15 protein-coding genes and 1 riboswitch are annotated in these 16,317 nt (G+C 70.9%); of the genes, 8 read left to right on the top strand and 7 right to left on the bottom strand.

All coding sequences use genetic code 11. The annotated features are described in order from the left end of the window. Positions 1-16: 16 nt before the first annotated feature. The 4 genes from ACYU8W_RS12520 to ACYU8W_RS12505 are packed head-to-tail and all read right to left on the bottom strand — an operon-like array spanning position 17 to position 1,762. The gene (locus ACYU8W_RS12520) at positions 17-796 is read right to left on the bottom strand and encodes a CPBP family intramembrane glutamic endopeptidase (RefSeq protein ID WP_499469524.1); all 780 of its coding nucleotides are present in this window, start codon (positions 794-796) and stop codon (positions 17-19) included. Beyond that, the gene (locus ACYU8W_RS12515; protein WP_499469522.1) at positions 796-1,248 is read right to left on the bottom strand and encodes a hypothetical protein; all 453 of its coding nucleotides are present in this window, start codon (positions 1,246-1,248) and stop codon (positions 796-798) included. Before ACYU8W_RS12515 ends, ACYU8W_RS12520 begins: the two co-directional genes overlap by 1 nt. Next, complete coding sequence (locus ACYU8W_RS12510) at positions 1,245-1,457, bottom strand: hypothetical protein (RefSeq protein ID WP_499469520.1); 213 nt, start codon at positions 1,455-1,457, stop codon at positions 1,245-1,247. Before ACYU8W_RS12510 ends, ACYU8W_RS12515 begins: the two co-directional genes overlap by 4 nt. Beyond that, positions 1,454-1,762, bottom strand: a complete 309-nt coding sequence (locus ACYU8W_RS12505; RefSeq protein WP_499469518.1) for a hypothetical protein — start codon at positions 1,760-1,762, stop codon at positions 1,454-1,456. Before ACYU8W_RS12505 ends, ACYU8W_RS12510 begins: the two co-directional genes overlap by 4 nt. 134 nt (positions 1,763-1,896) lie before the next feature. Here ACYU8W_RS12505 and ACYU8W_RS12500 point away from each other — a divergent pair, with 134 nt between their 5' ends. Then, the gene (locus ACYU8W_RS12500; RefSeq protein ID WP_499469516.1) at positions 1,897-3,453 is read left to right on the top strand and encodes an amidohydrolase; all 1,557 of its coding nucleotides are present in this window, start codon (positions 1,897-1,899) and stop codon (positions 3,451-3,453) included. Here the strand turns inward: ACYU8W_RS12500 and ACYU8W_RS12495 are convergent. After that, positions 3,443-4,015: a histidine phosphatase family protein gene (locus ACYU8W_RS12495; RefSeq protein ID WP_499469514.1), complete on the bottom strand. Its 573-nt coding sequence runs from the start codon at positions 4,013-4,015 to the stop codon at positions 3,443-3,445. The genes ACYU8W_RS12500 and ACYU8W_RS12495 overlap by 11 nt on opposite strands. Positions 4,016-4,040: 25 nt before the next feature. Here ACYU8W_RS12495 and ACYU8W_RS12490 point away from each other — a divergent pair, with 25 nt between their 5' ends. Further along, on the top strand, positions 4,041-5,525 hold the full coding sequence (locus ACYU8W_RS12490; RefSeq protein WP_499469672.1) for a cobyric acid synthase: 1,485 nt from the start codon (positions 4,041-4,043) through the stop codon (positions 5,523-5,525). Beyond that, entirely contained in the window at positions 5,515-6,291 is a 777-nt protein-coding gene (gene cobF, locus ACYU8W_RS12485) for a precorrin-6A synthase (deacetylating) (RefSeq protein WP_499469512.1), read from the top strand. Before ACYU8W_RS12490 ends, cobF begins: the two co-directional genes overlap by 11 nt. Here the strand turns inward: cobF and bluB are convergent. Continuing rightward, positions 6,276-8,045 (bottom strand): 5,6-dimethylbenzimidazole synthase, encoded by a 1,770-nt coding sequence (bluB, locus tag ACYU8W_RS12480; RefSeq protein ID WP_499469510.1) that lies wholly within the window; start codon positions 8,043-8,045, stop codon positions 6,276-6,278. The genes cobF and bluB overlap by 16 nt on opposite strands. Then, a complete protein-coding gene (gene cobN / locus ACYU8W_RS12475; RefSeq protein WP_499469508.1) occupies positions 8,042-11,662 on the bottom strand; it encodes a cobaltochelatase subunit CobN in 3,621 nt (1,206 codons plus the stop codon). Before cobN ends, bluB begins: the two co-directional genes overlap by 4 nt. Before the next feature lie 57 nt (positions 11,663-11,719). Further along, positions 11,720-11,846: riboswitch (cobalamin riboswitch) on the bottom strand. A 21-nt stretch (positions 11,847-11,867) separates the two neighbouring features. Here cobN and ACYU8W_RS12470 point away from each other — a divergent pair. The 5 genes from ACYU8W_RS12470 to ACYU8W_RS12450 all read left to right on the top strand — a co-directional run bounded on the left by ACYU8W_RS12470 (position 11,868) and on the right by ACYU8W_RS12450 (position 16,250). Continuing rightward, on the top strand, positions 11,868-12,956 hold the full coding sequence (locus ACYU8W_RS12470; RefSeq protein WP_499469506.1) for a ferredoxin-like domain-containing protein: 1,089 nt from the start codon (positions 11,868-11,870) through the stop codon (positions 12,954-12,956). Further along, positions 12,953-13,639, top strand: coding sequence for a precorrin-8X methylmutase (locus ACYU8W_RS12465; protein ID WP_499469504.1), 687 nt, complete (start codon positions 12,953-12,955; stop codon positions 13,637-13,639). The genes ACYU8W_RS12470 and ACYU8W_RS12465 overlap by 4 nt, the downstream gene beginning before the upstream one ends. 1 nt (position 13,640) lies before the next feature. After that, complete coding sequence (locus tag ACYU8W_RS12460) at positions 13,641-15,188, top strand: precorrin-2 C(20)-methyltransferase (RefSeq protein WP_499469502.1); 1,548 nt, start codon at positions 13,641-13,643, stop codon at positions 15,186-15,188. Positions 15,189-15,299: 111 nt separating this feature from the next. Beyond that, positions 15,300-15,485 (top strand): hypothetical protein, encoded by a 186-nt coding sequence (locus ACYU8W_RS12455; RefSeq protein WP_499469500.1) that lies wholly within the window; start codon positions 15,300-15,302, stop codon positions 15,483-15,485. Positions 15,486-15,509: 24 nt separating this feature from the next. Then, on the top strand, positions 15,510-16,250 hold the full coding sequence (locus tag ACYU8W_RS12450; protein WP_499469498.1) for a hypothetical protein: 741 nt from the start codon (positions 15,510-15,512) through the stop codon (positions 16,248-16,250). Positions 16,251-16,317: the final 67 nt, after the last annotated feature.

The following is a 16,317-nucleotide window of genomic DNA, read 5'->3' as shown; positions in this document are numbered from 1 at the left end:
ACGATGGTGCGGCCCTTCAGAGCCAGGAGACGTGCGACTTCAGCAGCGCGTAACCCACGAACGCGACGATGTCGAGGATCGTGTGCGCGATGACCAGGGGCATCACCCGCTTGGTGCGGCGGTAGACGAGCCCGAACACCAGCCCCATGACGACGTTTCCGACGAACCCGCCGAAGCCCTGATAAAGGTGGTAGGTGCCCCGGATCAGCGCCGACACGACGAGCACCTGGATCCACGACCAGCCGGCTTGCGTCCAGCGGGTGAAGAGGTAGCCGATCATGATGACCTCTTCGAGCAATCCGTTCTGCAGTGCTGCCAGCACCAGCACAGGGATCGCCCACCAGTGCTCGCCAAGACCCGACGCGGCGAGTGTCGTATTGAGTCCGAAAGCTCGCGCCGCGAGGTACAGCAGCAGACCCGGAATGCCGATCACCGCAGCAAGGGCTGCGCCGAGCGCGAGATCGGGTCCTTTGCGTCTCCCGTCGAGCCCCAGCCACGTTGTCGCAGAGGACATTTCACGGTTGAGTAGATGGATCACCAGGAGCACCGGCACGATTGCGAGACCGACGCCGACCAGTTGATAGAGCAGGTCGAGCCATGACGCGCTCGCCTGGCTGCGGTTCATCGTGGTCGTCTGCTTGTTGAGCGCGACGTCGGTCGACAGGCTGCGCATGATCGACAGCACCGAGTAGATCGCCGACGCGCCGAGACTCAGGAGCAGGACGAGGACGGTCTCGTGCACGAGAACGCGACGACGCAGTGGCGTCACCGGCACGTCGTAGGCAGGCAGGCGCATCAGCGCTGGTCGGTGCCCGTGGCGGTGTCCGGTGCGATCTCGGACGTGCTGCCGGATGCAGTGCCGGACTTCGGTTCGGACCCCCGCGCCGCCGCGTCACGCAACGGGACCGACGGATCGACCGGAAACACCTGCCCGGGCCCCCAGTCCTCGACCTCGACGTCTTCGACTTCGTAGCGCCGACGCCGGCGAGCACCGCTGCCAGCCGCAGCCGCACTGCCAGCGGGGCCCGCAGGGCTCGCCTGGTCGGCGAGCGCGGCGCGATGGCGGGTACGTTCGCCGACCGGTTCGTCCGACGTCGGCGCGTCGGCCCGGCTCCGGCGAGTGGCCCTGGGCGCACGGGGAGTTTTCGGGCGCGACGAACCGCCGATCGTCGCGTAGAGCGTGATCGCGAACCCGAGAAGCGTGCTGATCAGCACCCACAACCAGATGTGCGGGAAGAGCCAGGTCATGCGCCGTCTCCCGCTTCGCCGGCGGGGGCGTCGTCGGCATGAGCGTTGTCGGCCGCGGACGACCCGTCAACCTGCGATTCGCCGGCACCCGGCGCCGCGACCTGCGCCTCATGTGGGAACAACATCACCGCGACCAACCAGGCCGCGAGCGCACCGACCGCGAACCCGACGAGGCACCAGGCAATGGTCTGGATCGTCAACCAGGTCACTGCGCGCTCCCCTGCACCACGACCGTGCGCACTCCGGGCATCTTTGCCAGGGCGTCGCGCGCCCGCGTGGTGTCGGCGCCGTCGGCGGTGCGCAGCGTCGCGTCGCGGCCGTCGAACCTCACCGTGGCGTCGCTCGCTCCGACTCCCTGCAGCACCTGCTGGGCGCGCCGGCTGAGGTCGTCCTGGATGGCGTGCTTGCTCGACTGCGCGCCGACGAACCCGAAAATCAGCGGCACGCCGAACAGCGCCGCGATCCACCACGGCGCCGGGGTGCGGCGCACGCGCGCGCCGGTTGTCGATGTCACTTCGTGCTGCTCCTGTTGGGGTCGGGCCGTCCCGAACCTACCCGGTGAACCAGCGTCCGGACAGGCGGCGGCGCCGGTGCCGGCCGCCTGCCCGCGCCGTCCGCAGGGTTGGTGGCCCGCACTACATTGTGCGGGTGAGCACCCTGTGGCGTGGCGAGAAGATCTGGACCGGAACCGAATTGGTCACCGGCGTGTTGGTCGAGGCCGGGCGCGTGGTCGCGACCGGCGACGCCGAATCTCTTGCCGCACAGACGGTTTCGCAGATCGAGACATTGCCGGGTGCGCTCGTGGTGCCGGGTCTGCACGACGCCCACATCCACACCGCGGCGCTGGCGCGGGTGCGCACCGAGGTCGACGTGCGCGGCAGCCGCGACGAGTCGGAGGCCGCCGACCGGGTGGCCGCCTTCCTGGCCGACCACCCGGGCACCGACCTGGTGTGGGGCGGTGCGTGGGATGCGAACCTGTGGGGCGGTCGAACGCCTCACCGGCGCACCCTCGACCTGGTGACCGGACCACGTCCGGTGGTGCTGGCCAGCGCCGACTACCACTCGCTGTGGGCGAACTCGGCAGCGTTGCGGCTCGTGGGCTACGGGCCGGAGACCACCGACCCGGCCGGCGGACGTCTGGAACGCGACGCCGAGGGGCTCACCGGAGTGTTGCGGGAGACCGCCTGCACCCCGTTCGATGACCTGCCGGTCGACGACGCCGACGTGCTGCCCGGGCTGATGGCGCAGACGATCGACGACCTGCTCGCCGTCGGGCTCACCGGCATCACCGACATCGACCACGAGGACGCCCATGTCGCGTTCCGCCGGCTGCACGACGGGCAGCGCCTGCCGATGCGGGTGAGCAAGGCGATCCGGCACGAAGACCTCCCGCTGGCGATGCAGCAGGGGCGCCGCACCGGCGAGGGCGACGACTGGATCCGGGTGGGGCCGCTGAAGCTGTTCGCCGACGGCGCGCTCGGTTCGCACACCTGCCACATGACCGATGCGTTCGCCGGTGAGGACGGGCACGACGGGGAGCATGGCGTGCCGACGCTCACCCAGGAGCAGCTGAAGGTCTACACCGAGCTCGCGGTGCGGGCCGGCATCGCGGTGGCGACCCACGCGATCGGCGATCGCGCCGCCACCGAGGTGCTCGACGCGTACGAACACGTGCTGGAGGTCACCGGCTCCGACCTGCGGCTGCGCATCGAGCACGCCCAGCACCTGCGCCGCGCCGACCTCGCGCGGATGGCGCGCCTCCGCGTGGTCGCCTCGATGCAGCCGGTGCACTGCACCACCGACTTGGAGCTCGTGGATGCGTTGCTCGCCGGCCACGACATCGTGTCGTACGGCTGGCGGTCGGCGCTCGACGCCGCAGTGCCGCTCGCGTTCGGGTCGGACGCCCCCGTCGAAGACCCGAATCCGTTCGTTGCCCTGCACGCGGCGGTCACCCGACAGCGCGTCGACGGCACTCCCGCCGGCGGCTGGCAGCCGCACGAGCGGGTGAGCATGGTTGAGGCGCTGGCCGCCCACTCGCGCGGGGCCGCCTACGCAGCCGGTTGGGACGACGTGGGCACGCTTGCCCCCGGCATGCTCGCCGACTTCGTGGCCGTCGACACCGATCTCATCGCAGCGCCCGAGCGCGCGCACAAGGCGCGGGCGCTCGCGACGGTTGTCGGCGGCGAGGTGCGGTTCAGCCGCTGAGGCCCGGTGCGAGGGCGCAGCGGTGCACGCTGCCGTTGTCGACCGCGAGATCCCAGTCGAGTTGCCGGTGAGTGCGGCCGGCGAGCACCGCGAGGGCCATCCGCAGCGTGTCGCCGTGAGTGACCAGCACGAGGTGTTCGGTGGGCGCCGTCGCCAGTTCGGCCATCAGCGCGCTCAGCCGACGGTGCACGTCGAGCAGGCTCTCGCCCCCGCCCCAGCGCACCTCCTCGACCGGCACGCCTTCGGGTGCGGGTTGCGCGGTCAGTTCGCGGGCGAGCCGCCCTTCCATCTCCCCCAGGCCCTGCTCCCGCAGCCGCACATCGGTGCGCACCGGCAGGTCGAGCGCGGCACCGATGATCTGGGCCGTCTGCTGCGCGCGCACCAGGTCGCTGCTGACGATCTGCGCCGACTGCGCGCCGATCGCTGCGCGCAGCGTTCGGGCTGCCGCGAGCGCCTGGGTGCGGCCGAGTTCGGTGAGCGGCGGGTGCGGCGTCTGCCCCTGAATGCGCCCCTGCTCGTTCCACGTCGACCGGCCGTGGCGGACGAGGTGGACGGTGGGCATGAGCCCGATCGTAGACTCGTGCCCCATGTCGGGGCTGCTGGTGACGGGAACGAGCTCGGACGCCGGAAAATCGTTGCTGGTCACCGGAATTCTGCGTGCCTGGGCCCGACGCGGAGTGCGCGTCGCCCCGTTCAAGGCGCAGAACATGTCGAACAACTCGATGGTCTGTGCCGACGGCAGCGAGATCGGCCGCGCGCAATACCTGCAGGCCGAGGCGGCCGGCGTCGAGGCCACCTCGCTGCACAACCCGGTGCTGCTGAAACCGGGGTCCGACCGGCGCGCGTTCGTCGTCGTGCGCGGCCGCCCGGCCGGCGAGTTGCGGGCGGGCGAGTACGCCACCGGACGCACCCACCTGCGCGAGGCGGCGTTCGCGGCGTACGAGGAGTTGGCCGCGTCCGTCGACGTGGTGGTGTGCGAGGGAGCCGGGTCGCCGGCCGAGATCAACCTGCGCGCGGGTGACTACGTCAACCTCGGTCTGGCACGGCGGTTCGGCCTACCGGCCTTGCTGGTGGCCGACATCGACCGCGGCGGCGCGCTGGCCGCCACCTACGGCACCTGGGCGTTGCTCGACGACGCCGACCGCGCGGTGCTGCAGGCGTGGTGCGTCAACAAGTTCCGTGGCGACCGCTCGGTGCTCGACCCCGGCCTCGACACGATCGTCGAACGCACCGGCATGCCGTGTGTCGGCGTGCTGCCCTGGCTCGACGACGTGTGGCTCGACGGCGAGGACGCCCTCTCCATCGGCCGCTGGAAACCCGCTGCAGCACAAGAACATTCGCTCACTGTGGCGGTCGTCCGCCTGCCGCGCACCTCGAACGCGACCGACGTCGACGCGCTGGCCGCCGAACCCGGTGTCGAGGTGCGCGTGACCACCGACCCGTCGTGGTGCCGGGAAGCCGACCTGTTGGTGCTGCCGGGTTCACGGGCGACGGTCAGCGATCTCGCCTGGTTGCGTTCGCGCGGGCTCGACGCGGTGGTCGACGAGCGGGTGCGCGAGGGTCGTCCGGTGCTCGGTATCTGCGGCGGCTACGAGATGTTGCTGGAGTCGATCGTCGACTCGCTGGAGAGCGGCGACGGCGTGATCGCGGGCCTCGGCCATCTGCCCGGTTCGGTGCACTTCCGGCCGGAGAAGGTGCTCGCCCGGCCGCACTCCACCTGGCAAAGAAATGCGGTGTCCGGCTACGAGATTCACCACGGCATCGTCGAGGGCGTTGTCGACGACGTGGTCGGCGACGACGTGGTCGGCGACGACGGGTCGTTCCCGGGCGGCAGCGTGCGCGGCCCGGTGTGGGGCACGATCTGGCACGGCACCCTGGAGAACGACGCCTTCCGCCGGGCCTGGCTCACCGTGGTCGCGCAGCAGGCGGGCTCCACCTGGAGCCCGCAGCCCGGCCCGGGGTTCGCCGACCGCCGGACGGCGATGATCGACACGCTCGCCGACGCCGTCGAGCGGCACCTCGACCTCGACCGACTGCTCGACCTCGCCCGACGGGAATCTCATGACCACTGACCCGATTCCGTTGCAGGTCAAGATCATCGGCATCGGCGCGGGCTCGCCCGGCCACGTCACCGCCGACGCCGCCGACGCCCTGCGCAGCGTCGACGTGTTCGTCGTGGCCGACAAGGGCGCCGCCACCGACGAGTTGCTGCAGGTGAGACGCGCGATCCTCGACCGGTTCGTGCCCGACGGCGGCTACCGGTTCGTCACGGTGCCCGACCCGAAGCGCGGCCCCGACGCCGGCCGCGATCGCGACCAGTACGGCGCCGCGGTGCGCGACTGGCACGCCGCCCGCGCCGACGCGTACGCCGCCGTGCTGGGCGAGTTGCCCGAGGGCACCGTGGTCGGGTTCCTGGTGTGGGGCGACCCGGCGTTCTACGACAGCACGATCCGCGTGGTCGACGCCGTCGCCACCCGAATGCCGTTGCAGGTCAGCGTGTTTGCCGGAATCAGCGCCATCCAGGAGTTGGCTGCCGCGCACCGCATCGTGCTGCACGAGATCGGCGAGCCGGTGCACATCACCACCGGACGCCGCCTGGCGGGCGAGTGGTCGCCCGACCTCGGCACCGTCGTGGTGATGCTTGACGGCGCGCTCTCCTGCCGTGAGCTGGTCGAGCGGGCACCCGACCTGCAGATCCATTGGGGCGCCTACCTGGGGATGCCGCAGCAGGAGCTGCGCTCGGGCCGGTTGGCCGACGTGATCGACGAGTTGGTCGCCACTCGGGCTCGGCTGCGCGAGCAGCACGGCTGGATCATGGACGTCTACGCGTTGCGCTGAGCCGTTCGCGCTCTGGTTCGCACCGTCGTCCGCCGGGCGGCCATGCCCTGCAGCACCATCCCCGCCGCGAGGCAGGCACCCACCCCTTCGCCGGCGCGCAACCGCAGCTGCAGCAACGGTTCGAGGCCGAGCCGCCGCAGCACGAGTCCGTGCGCCTTCTCCCGGCTGCGTTGTCCCGCAATGAGATACGCCTGCACCGAGGGTTCGATGCCGACAGCCGCGAGCGCGGCCACGCTGGTGGCGAGACCGTCGAGCAGGACCGGTCGTCCGGCGCCGGCTGCGCCGAGCACCACCCCGGTCAGCACCGCGAACTCCGGTCCCCCGACCGCGGCGAGCGTCCGGTGCACGTCGTCGGTGTGGCCCAGCCGGTCGATCGCCGCGGCCACCACCTCGATCTTCTTGGCCACGATGTCGGCGTCGGCGCCCGAGCCGAGCCCCACCACGTCGGTTGCGGGTGCGCCGGTGAGCGCGCAGGTGAGCGCAGCGGCCACCGTCGTGTTGCCCACCCCGACCTCGCCGAGAGCGACGAGTCCGGGCGAGCCGACTCCGGGGACACCGGCACCGAGCCGGCGTCCGGCGTCCATCAATCGGCGGACGTCGGCGGCCGACATCGCGTCGGTGGTCATCAGGTCTCCACGCGGGTCGTGCGGCCGCACGTCGACAGCGCCCTCGACGTGCGCCTCACCCACTCCGGCGTCGACCACCACGACGTCGAGTCCGGCGGCGCGGGCATGAGCGGTGCCGAGCGAACGGCCCCCGACCGCGCTGGTGAGCACGTCACGGGTCACCGACCGGTCATAGGCACTGACGGCGTGGGCGGTCACTGGATGATCGGCGCCGACGAGCACGAGCTGGCCCGTGTCGAGGTCGGGTCCGGCCGCAGCGCGCACGAGGTTGAGCGCGCGATCGAGTGCGCCGAGCGCCTCCGGCGGGCTGAGCAGCCGGTCGGTGTCGTCGGTGCCGTCGACCCGGCGCCCCGGCTCGGGCCCGCGCAGATGCGAGGTCGGTGGCGCCGGCGGGGCTGAATCGTCGGGCCAGCGCTCCTGCAACACCACGTCGTCGAGCGGGGCCTTGCGCGACCACGCCGCGCGTTCGAGCCCGGGCGCGGGCGGACGCTCGTCGGGCCAGCCCACACACAGCCAACCGAGGGTCACCACGCCGTCCGGAAGGTGCAGCAGGTCGGCGAGTTCGGCCTGGTCGAACAGCGTCACCCAGCCCACGCCGAGGCCGAGCGCGCGGGCGGTGAGCCAGAGGTTCTGCACCGCGCAGGCGCACGACCACAGGTCGGCGTCAGGGAAGGTGGCGCGACCGAGCACCCCGGCCGCGGGGGTACGCCGGTCGCAGGTGACGACCACTCCCACCGGCGCCTCGCGCAGCCCTTCGAGCTTGAGGTCGAGCAGCCGAGCGGCCCGCTCCGAGGTCAGCTCGGACGCCTGCTCGAGCCGGGCGCGGTCGGCGAGATGCGCAGCGCGGTCACGGGTGGCCTGCGAGCGCACCACGAGGAATCGCCAAGGCTGCGAGTGGCCCACCGACGGCGCGCTGTGCGCGGCCTCGAGCACCTGCCGCAGCAGTTCGTCAGGCACCGGATCGGGCCGGAACCGTCGGATGTCACGCCGTCCGCCGACCACTGCGGCGAGGGCGTCGACCACCTCGGGCGGCATCGCCCAGCCGGCGGGGTCGTCGCGACGCTGCTGCGCCGAGGTCGTGTCGCCGACCAGCGGCACCGGACGCTGCGGCGCTGACTGCTCGCTCATTCCTCGAGGTCGCCTTCCACGTCGAGGTAGACCTGCTGCAGTTGCGCCATGAGCTCGGGGTCGGGCTCCTGCCACAACCCGCGGTCGGCGGCCTCGGCGAGCTTCTCCACGATCGACTGCAACGCCCACGGATTGGCGTGCCGCAGGAAGGCCTGGTTGGTGTCGTCGAGCACGTACTCGGTGGCCACCGACTCGTACATCCAGTCGGGCACGACCGAGGCCGTGGCGTCGAAGCCGAACAGGTAGTCGACGGTCGCGGCGAGCTCGAAGGCGCCCTTGTAGCCGTGCCGCTGCATCGCCTTGATCCACCGCGGGTTGACCACCCGCGACCGGAACACCCGGTTCGTCTCCTCCTGCAGGGTGCGGGTGCGCACGTTGTCGGGTGAAGTCGAATCGCCCACGTACGCCTCGGGATCGGCGCCGGTGAGTGCGCGGACGGTGGCGACCATGCCGCCGTGGTACTGGAAGTAGTCGTCGGAGTCGAGGATGTCCGACTCGCGGTTGTCGACGTTCTTGGCCGCCACCCGGATGCGTCGGTAGTTGCGCTCCATGTCGCCGCGGGCCGGTGCACCGTCGAGTCCGCGTCCGTAGGCGTAACCGCCCCAGGTGGCGTAGACCTCGGCGAGGTCCTTGTCGTCGCGCCAGGTGCCCGACTCGACCACCTGCAGGATGCCCGCCCCGTAGGAGCCCGGCTTCGAGCCGAAGATCCTTGTGCGGGAACGACGTTCGTCGCCGTGCTCGGCGAGGTCGGCGGCGGCGTGCTTGCGCACGAAGTTCTGGTCGTGGGGTTCGTCGAGCCCGGCCACCAGCGCCACCGCGTCGTCGAGCATCGAGATCACGTGCGGGAAGGCGTCACGGAAGAAGCCGGAGATGCGCACGGTGACGTCGATGCGCGGGCGGCCGAGTTCCGGCAGCGGCAGGGCCTCGAGGCCCACGACCCGACGCGACTGCTCGTCCCACACCGGCACGACGCCGAGCAGCGCGAGCACCTCACCGATGTCGTCGCCGCTGGTGCGCATGGCGGAGGTGCCCCACACCGACAGGCCCACCGACTCCGGCACCTCGCCGTGCTCGTCGCGGTAGCGCCGCACGAGCGACTCCGCCATCGCAGACCCGGTCTGGTAGGCCAGCCGCGACGGGATCGCCTTCGGGTCGACCGAGTAGAAGTTGCGGCCGGTGGGCAGCACGTTCACCAGTCCACGCAGCGGCGAACCCGACGGGCCCGCCGGCACGTATCCGCCGTCGAGGGCGTGCAGCACCATCGGGATCTCGCGCGTCGTCTGCTGCAGCCGGGGCACGACCTCCTCGCACCCGAACCGCAGCGACGCCGTCGCCGCCGGGTTCGGCTCGCCGGTCACCTCGGCGACGATCCGCTCGACGTCCGCGGCGTTCCAGCCGGCCTCGGCGACCCGGGTGACGAGCGTGCGGGCCAGCTCTTCGACGCGGTCGGTCTGCTGCGACGTCGCGTCGTCGGCGAGCCCGAGAGCGTGCCGTAGACCGGGGATGCCGTCGCCGCGTCCGCCGAAGACCTGGCCGGCGCGCAGGATCGCGAGCACCAGGTTGATCAGTTCGTCGCCTTCGGGCGCCTGTCCGAGCACGTGCAGTCCGTCGCGGATCTGCACGTCCTTGATCTCGCACAGCCAGCCGTCGAGGTGCATCACGAAGTCGTCGAAGCTGTCGTCGTCGGGGCGCTCGCTCACTCCCAGGTCCTGGTCCATCCGGGCCGCCTGCAGCAGCGTCCAGATCTCGCCGCGCAGCGCCGGCGCCTTCGCCGGGTCCATCACCGACACGTTGCCGTATTCGTCGAGCAATTGCTCGAGTCGGGCGATGTCGCCGTAGCTCTCGGCGCGCGCCATCGGCGGAACCAGGTGGTCGACGACGGTGGCGTGGGCGCGGCGCTTGGCCTGGGTGCCCTCGCCCGGGTCGTTCACCAGGAACGGGTAGATCAGCGGCAGCGAGCCGAGCGCGGCGTCGGTGCCGCACGACGCCGACATCGCGAGGTTCTTACCCGACAGCCACTCGAGGTTGCCGTGCTTGCCCACGTGCACCACCGCGTGGGCGCCGAACTCCTGCTCGATCCAGCGGTAGGTGGCCAGGTAGTGGTGGGTCGGCGGTAGGTCGGGGTCGTGGTAGATCGCGATCGGGTTCTCGCCGAAGCCGCGCGGCGGCTGCACCATCAGCACGACGTTGCCCGCCTGGATCGCGGCGCAGACGATCTCGCCGTCGGGGTCGCGCGAGGTGTCGACGTAGAGCTCGCCGGGCGCCTCGCCCCAGGTGTCCGACATCGACTTCCGCAGGTCGGCCGGAAGCGCCTCGAACCAGCTGCGGTAGCGAGCGGCCGGGATGCGCACCTGTGCGCTGCTCACCTGCTCCTGGGTGAGCCAGTCGGGGTCTTGTCCACCGGCCGCGATCAGCGCGTGGATGAGCGCGTTGCCGGCGGTGGTGTCGAGCGCCTCGCCCTCCACCGCGGTCACGTCGTCGAGCCCGGGCAGCGCGCCGCGCGGGCCGAGGTCGTAACCCGCCTCGCGCATCGCCCGCAGCAACCGGATCGTCGACACCGGGGTGTCGAGCCCGACCGCGTTGCCGATGCGGGAGTGCTTGGTCGGGTAGGCCGACAGCATCACCGCGATGCGGCGCTGCTCCGGTGGCGTGTGCCGCAGCCGCGCGTGCTTCACCGCGATGCCTGCCACGCGTGCGCAGCGCTCCGGGTCGGCGACATAGGCGGGCAGCCCGTCGGCGTCGATCTCCTTGAACGAGAACGGAACCGTGATCAGGCGTCCGTCGAACTCGGGCACGGCCACCTGAGTGGCGACGTCGAGCGGCGACATGCCGTCGTCGGAGGCCGCCCACACCTCGCGGCTCCAGGTGAGGCACAGCCCTTGGATGATCGGGATGTCGAGAGCGGCCAGCGGACGCACGTCCCAGGTCTCGTCCTCGCCGCCCGCCTGGGCGTGCGCCGGCTTGGTGCCTCCGGCCGCCAGCACCGTCGTGACCAGGGCGTCGAGCGTGCCGAGCTCGGCGAGCAGGCCGTCCGGTGCGTCGCGCAACGACGCGGCGTGGATCGGCACCCCCACCCCGCCCGCGGCGTCGATGGCGTCGCAGAGGGCGTGGGCGTAGTCGGTGTTGCCGGCGGCGTACTGGGCCCGGTAGAAGAGCACCCCTACCCGCGGGGCACCCGGATCCGCTTGTGCTGCAGGGCGATCGAGCACACCCCAGGTCGGCAGCTCCTGCGGCGGCTCGAACTCGTCGCCGGTGAGCAGCAGCGTGTCGGACAGGAACGCGTGCAGGTTGGTGAGGTTGTCGGGGCCGCCGTTGACCAGGTAGCGGTGCACTTCGTTGACGACTCCGGCGGGCACCCGGCGCGACAGCTGCATCATCGCGGCGTTCGGGGTGAGTTCGCCGCCGAGCACGATCAGCGGCACTCGTTCGCCGAGCGCCCGGATCTCGTCGGCGACGTCGTCGGGGCTGCCGAGGATGCGGGCGATCACGATGTCGGCACCCTCGACCGCGGGGCCGATCGGGGTGCGGGCGGGGTTGGCCCAGGCGAACTCGGAGCCGCTGGCGCGCGCGCTCAGCAAATCGGTGTCGGACGTGGACAGCAGGGCGATACGCGCCATCGGCGAAACTCCTTCGCGGGGTCCGCGCCCCGGAACGATCGGGACCGATCACGATCGGATCGGCCGGCTCCGCAGGCGTTCCTGACTCACCCTTCGGGTTTCACAGTGGCGGGACCGTCCCGGATTCGCACCGGGTTCCGTCTGCTGGGGCCGAGACGACCCTACCCCGACGGTCGCGGCGGTCGACCTGCGTATCCTCCACCGCGTGACCGTGCCCACCGATCGCTCCGGCGCCGACCGCTGCCCCGGCCTGCTGCGTCCGCACCTCGCCGACGACGGCGCCCTGGTGCGTCTCCGCCTGCCCGGTGGACAGCTGTCGACCGCCACGCTGCACCGGCTCGGCGACATCAGCAGACAGCACGGCGCGCCCTTCGTGCAGCTCACGTCACGAGGCAACCTGCAGTTGCGTTCGTTGCCGAATCCACTGACACCACAGCTGATTTCGCAGATCGAGGCGACCGGTCTGTTGCCGTCGGCGAGTCACGAGCGGGTACGCAACATCATCGCCGACCCGTTCGACGAGACGCTGCCGCAACTGGTCGCCGCACTCGATGCGGCGCTGATCGCCGACCCGCTGCTCGCCGGTCTTTCCGGACGCTGGCTCTTCGCCGTGGCGGGCCGCGAGGGGCAGGTGCTCGGCGAGCCCTACGACGTCGCGTTCCAGCGGTTGTCGGAGACGAGCGGCCGGCTGCTCGTCGGGGGCATGGGCCTCGACTGCGCACCCGAGGAGGCCGTCGCAGCCATGCTCGACCGTGCTCGGTGCTTCCTGCGGGTTCGCGACGACGAGTCGCACTGGAACGTGCGTGACCTGCCGCCCGAGTCGCCGGTGTTCGCAGGCCTCGCCCCCGTGGATATCGATGCCGCGCCGCCGCCGACCCCCGGTCGCCACACGCCGGACGGTGTACGTCACGGTGCCTTCGTGCTCGGAGTTCCCCTGGGAATGCTCACGATCGAGCAGATCGATCTGCTGCGAAGCGTTGCCGAGGAGATCGTGGTGACTCCGTGGCGTTCGATCGTCGCGCGCACCGGCGACATCGGTCTCGACGTGTTCGAGGCCGGTGGTTTCGCGGTCGCGGCGCACTCGCCGTGGGCCACCCTGTCCGCGTGTGTCGGCGCGCCGTGGTGCCGGCGCACCGACACACCCACCGTCGAGCTCACCACCGCCGCGGCGGTCTCACTGCCGATCGACAGTCCCCGCACCCACGTGGTCGGGTGTGAGCGCGCCTGTGGCCGACCCGCCGGTGAGCACCGCCTCGTGATCGCGCCCCGAACCGTCCAGGAGATCCTGCCGTGAACCTCGATTTGCTTGAGCCGCAGCCACTTCCGCCGACGCGCCGGTATGACTACCTCACCGACGGACCGGAGATCTACCGCCGGTCGTTCGCGATGATCCGCGACCTCGCCGACCTGTCGGCGTTCCCGGTGCAGACCGAGCCGGTCGTCGCGCGGGTGGTGCACGCGGCCGGTGACCCCGCAGTGACCGAGTGCGTGGCCGCTCACGACGACGTCGTGCGCGCGGCCCGCGCCGCGCTGCGCGCGGGTGCGCCGATCTTCACCGACTCGGTGATGCTCGCCTCCGGCATCACCCGCACCCGTCTGCCCGCCGACAACGAGGTGGTGTGCACCCTGCGCGACGGGCGGGTGCCGGCTCTCGCGGGACGGTGGAGCACCACGCGCGCGGCCGCTGCGGTGTCGCTGTGGGGCGACCGGCTCGACGGCGCGGTCGTCGCCATCGGCAATGCGCCGACCGCGTTGTTCCATCTGCTCGAGTGGCTGCACGACGGAGGGCCGCGACCGGCAGCGATCGTCGGCATGCCGGTCGGGTTCGTCGGGTCGGCCGAGTCGAAGGTTGCGCTGGCCGAACACCGGCTGGCCGACGGTCACGTCGTGCCCTGGATCACCGTGCACGGTCACCGTGGCGGATCGGCCATGGCCGCAGCCGCCGTCAACGCTCTCGCCTCGACCTCGGAGATCTGACATGCGTTCCGCCACAGCTGAATCCGGCCACCTGTATGGCGTCGGCGTCGGGCCGGGCGACCCCGGTCTCATCACCCGCCGCGCGGCCGAGCTCATCGCGTCGGCCGAGGTGGTCGTCTATCACGCCGGCACCGGCCGCTCCTCCAACGCGCGCGCCATCGCCGCCGACCTCATCCCGGCCGACGCGATCGAGGAGGAGTTGCGCTACCCGGTCACCACCGGCGCGGCCACCCACCCGGACGGTTACCACGCGCAGCTCGCGGAGTTTTACGACGAGTGCGCCGCGCGCCTCGCTGTTCACCTGGACACCGGTCGGTCGGTGGTCGTGCTCGCCGAGGGCGATCCGATGCTCTACGGCTCCTACACCTATCTGCACGAGCGGCTGGCCGACAGTTACCCGACCGAGGTGGTGGCCGGCGTCCCCGCCTTCGCCGCCGCGACTGCCGTTGCCGCCGAGGCGATCTCGCGCCACGAGGATGTGCTCACCGTGCTGCCAGGCACCCTCCCCGTTCCGGAGCTTGCGCGCCGCTTGGCCGACAGCGACGCAGCCGTGGTGATGAAGCTCGGCCGCACCTTCATCGGAGTGCGCGAAGCGCTGCGTCAGGCGGGCGTGCTCGACCGCGCCGTCTACGTCGAACGCGCTTCCCGCGAGGGCCAGCGGGTGTTGCCCGTGGCCGACGTCGACCCCGCGACCGTGCCGTACATGTCGCTGATCGTGGTGCCCGGGCTCGACCGTCGGGCCGACTCCGCGGGGCGGGCCGCCACCGCTCAGGCCGAGGCCGAGCCCGCGTCCGGCACCACACCCGGCACCGTGCACGTCGTCGGTCTCGGCCCCGGTCCCCACCGCTGGCTCACTCCTGAGGTGGCCGAGTTGCTCGGGCGGGTCGACCACGTGGTGGGCTACGCGCCGTACGTAGACCGCGTGCCGCAGCGAGAGGGCCTCACCCGCCACGCCAGTGGCAACACGGTGGAGGTCGAGCGCGGCCGGCTGGCACTCGATCTCGCCGCGCGCGGCGACGAGGTGGCCGTAGTTTCAGGTGGCGACGCCGGGGTGTTCGGCATGGCATCGGCGGTGTTCGAAGCCGCCGAGCGCGCGGTGGCCGACGACCCGCACTACGCCCAGGTGCCCGTGCAGGTGTCTCCCGGAGTCTCGGCCGCGCAAGCCGCCGCGGCGCTCGTGGGCGCGCCGCTCGGCGCCGACTTCGCGATCATGTCGCTGTCCGACCGGCTGAAGCCGTGGCAGGTGGTGGCCGACCGGTTGCGCGCCGCGGCGTCCGTCGACCTGGTCATCGCGCTCTACAACCCGCGCTCGCTCAGCCGTCCGGAGCAGTTGTTCGCGGCCCGCGACGTGCTGCTCGAGGTGAAAGACCCGTCGACCGTCGTCGTGGTCGCGCGCGATGTCGGCAGGGCGGAGCAGTCGGCCACCGTCACCACGCTCGGCGAGTTCGACCCGGCCACCGTCGACATGAAGTGCCTGGTGATCATCGGCTCCTCGAGCACCCGGGTGTCGCCCACCGGACACGTATGGACCCCGCGCTACGTGGAGTGAAGACAGTCGCTGGCGGCAGTTAGGGACCAACCATGCAATCGTCGGGGCAGACTGTCGGTGGTCTGGCGCATGCTGTACGTACCCGAAACGACCAGAGCGGGAGGATCAAGAATGACCATCGTACTCGAGCCGAGTGTCGACGACCTTGAGTTGGAACGCGAGCACCTACTTAAGGCGTCCCCGTTCACAGCCCAGGAACTGCATGAACGAGCTGCCGCCTGCAGCCTGACCCCGAGCGAGGCGCGTGTGCTGCGGAGGTTGGAAGAGATTCGCTATCTCCTCGGGGAAAGTGACTGAGGCGCGGAGGTGCCCCACCAAACCTTGGCCGACCACGCCGAAGCATTCGCGAAGGAGTTAACGAGCACGTTCCGCGGCGTTCTCGGGAACTCCGCACCTGAATTCGTTGCCGAGGCCTCACCAAGAAGGGACGGCGCCACCACTCGAGTGCTCATTCGCCCAAAGGATAGTGTCGACATCCGTCTTGATATCGACGATGCTCACGCCCTGACGTTGATCTGTCAGTACCAGGGCGTCTGGGACCACCAAGCGACCTATCTGAAAATCAACAAGGCGGAGATCCATGTGCGTCCAGCGGAGGTCACCACCCCGCTGTTCCGATACGAGTACGTGGACGGGATGACCCCAGCCTTCCCGTGCGCCCACCTCCAAGTCCACGCACACCGGGACGAGTTCCTCTTCGCGTTGTTGCGCTCCCACCGTGGCAAGCCATCTTCAAGAGCGAAGGCAGCCATCGGTGAGTCCAAGTCGGCAGCGCCTCACTTATCCAATGTTCATTTTCCTCTTGGCGGACCGCGGATGCGCCCGTGCGTTGAGGACATATTGCACATGCTCATTAGCGAGTTCGGCATAAGAACCGAGCCGGACGCGCAACAGGTGATTGAAGAAGGACGTGCTCGATGGCGACGCCGTCAAATCGCAGCATCCGTTCGCGATGCACCCTTAGAGGCGATACGAGTACTGCGCGACGAGTTGGGTTATGCGATCGAAGCGCCCAAGGGCGGGCCGCCGGTCGAGCGCACTGACCGACTCACTCGATTCTGACCACCTCTGTGAGATCGAAATGAGCCCTCGTTGTGGGGCGAGACGTGGCCTCCAGTCCACCGTCGAA

The organism is Yimella radicis, assembly GCF_054778255.1.
Note: the sequence above shows the minus strand (reverse complement) of the source record. Positions and strands in the feature narration are given on the sequence as shown.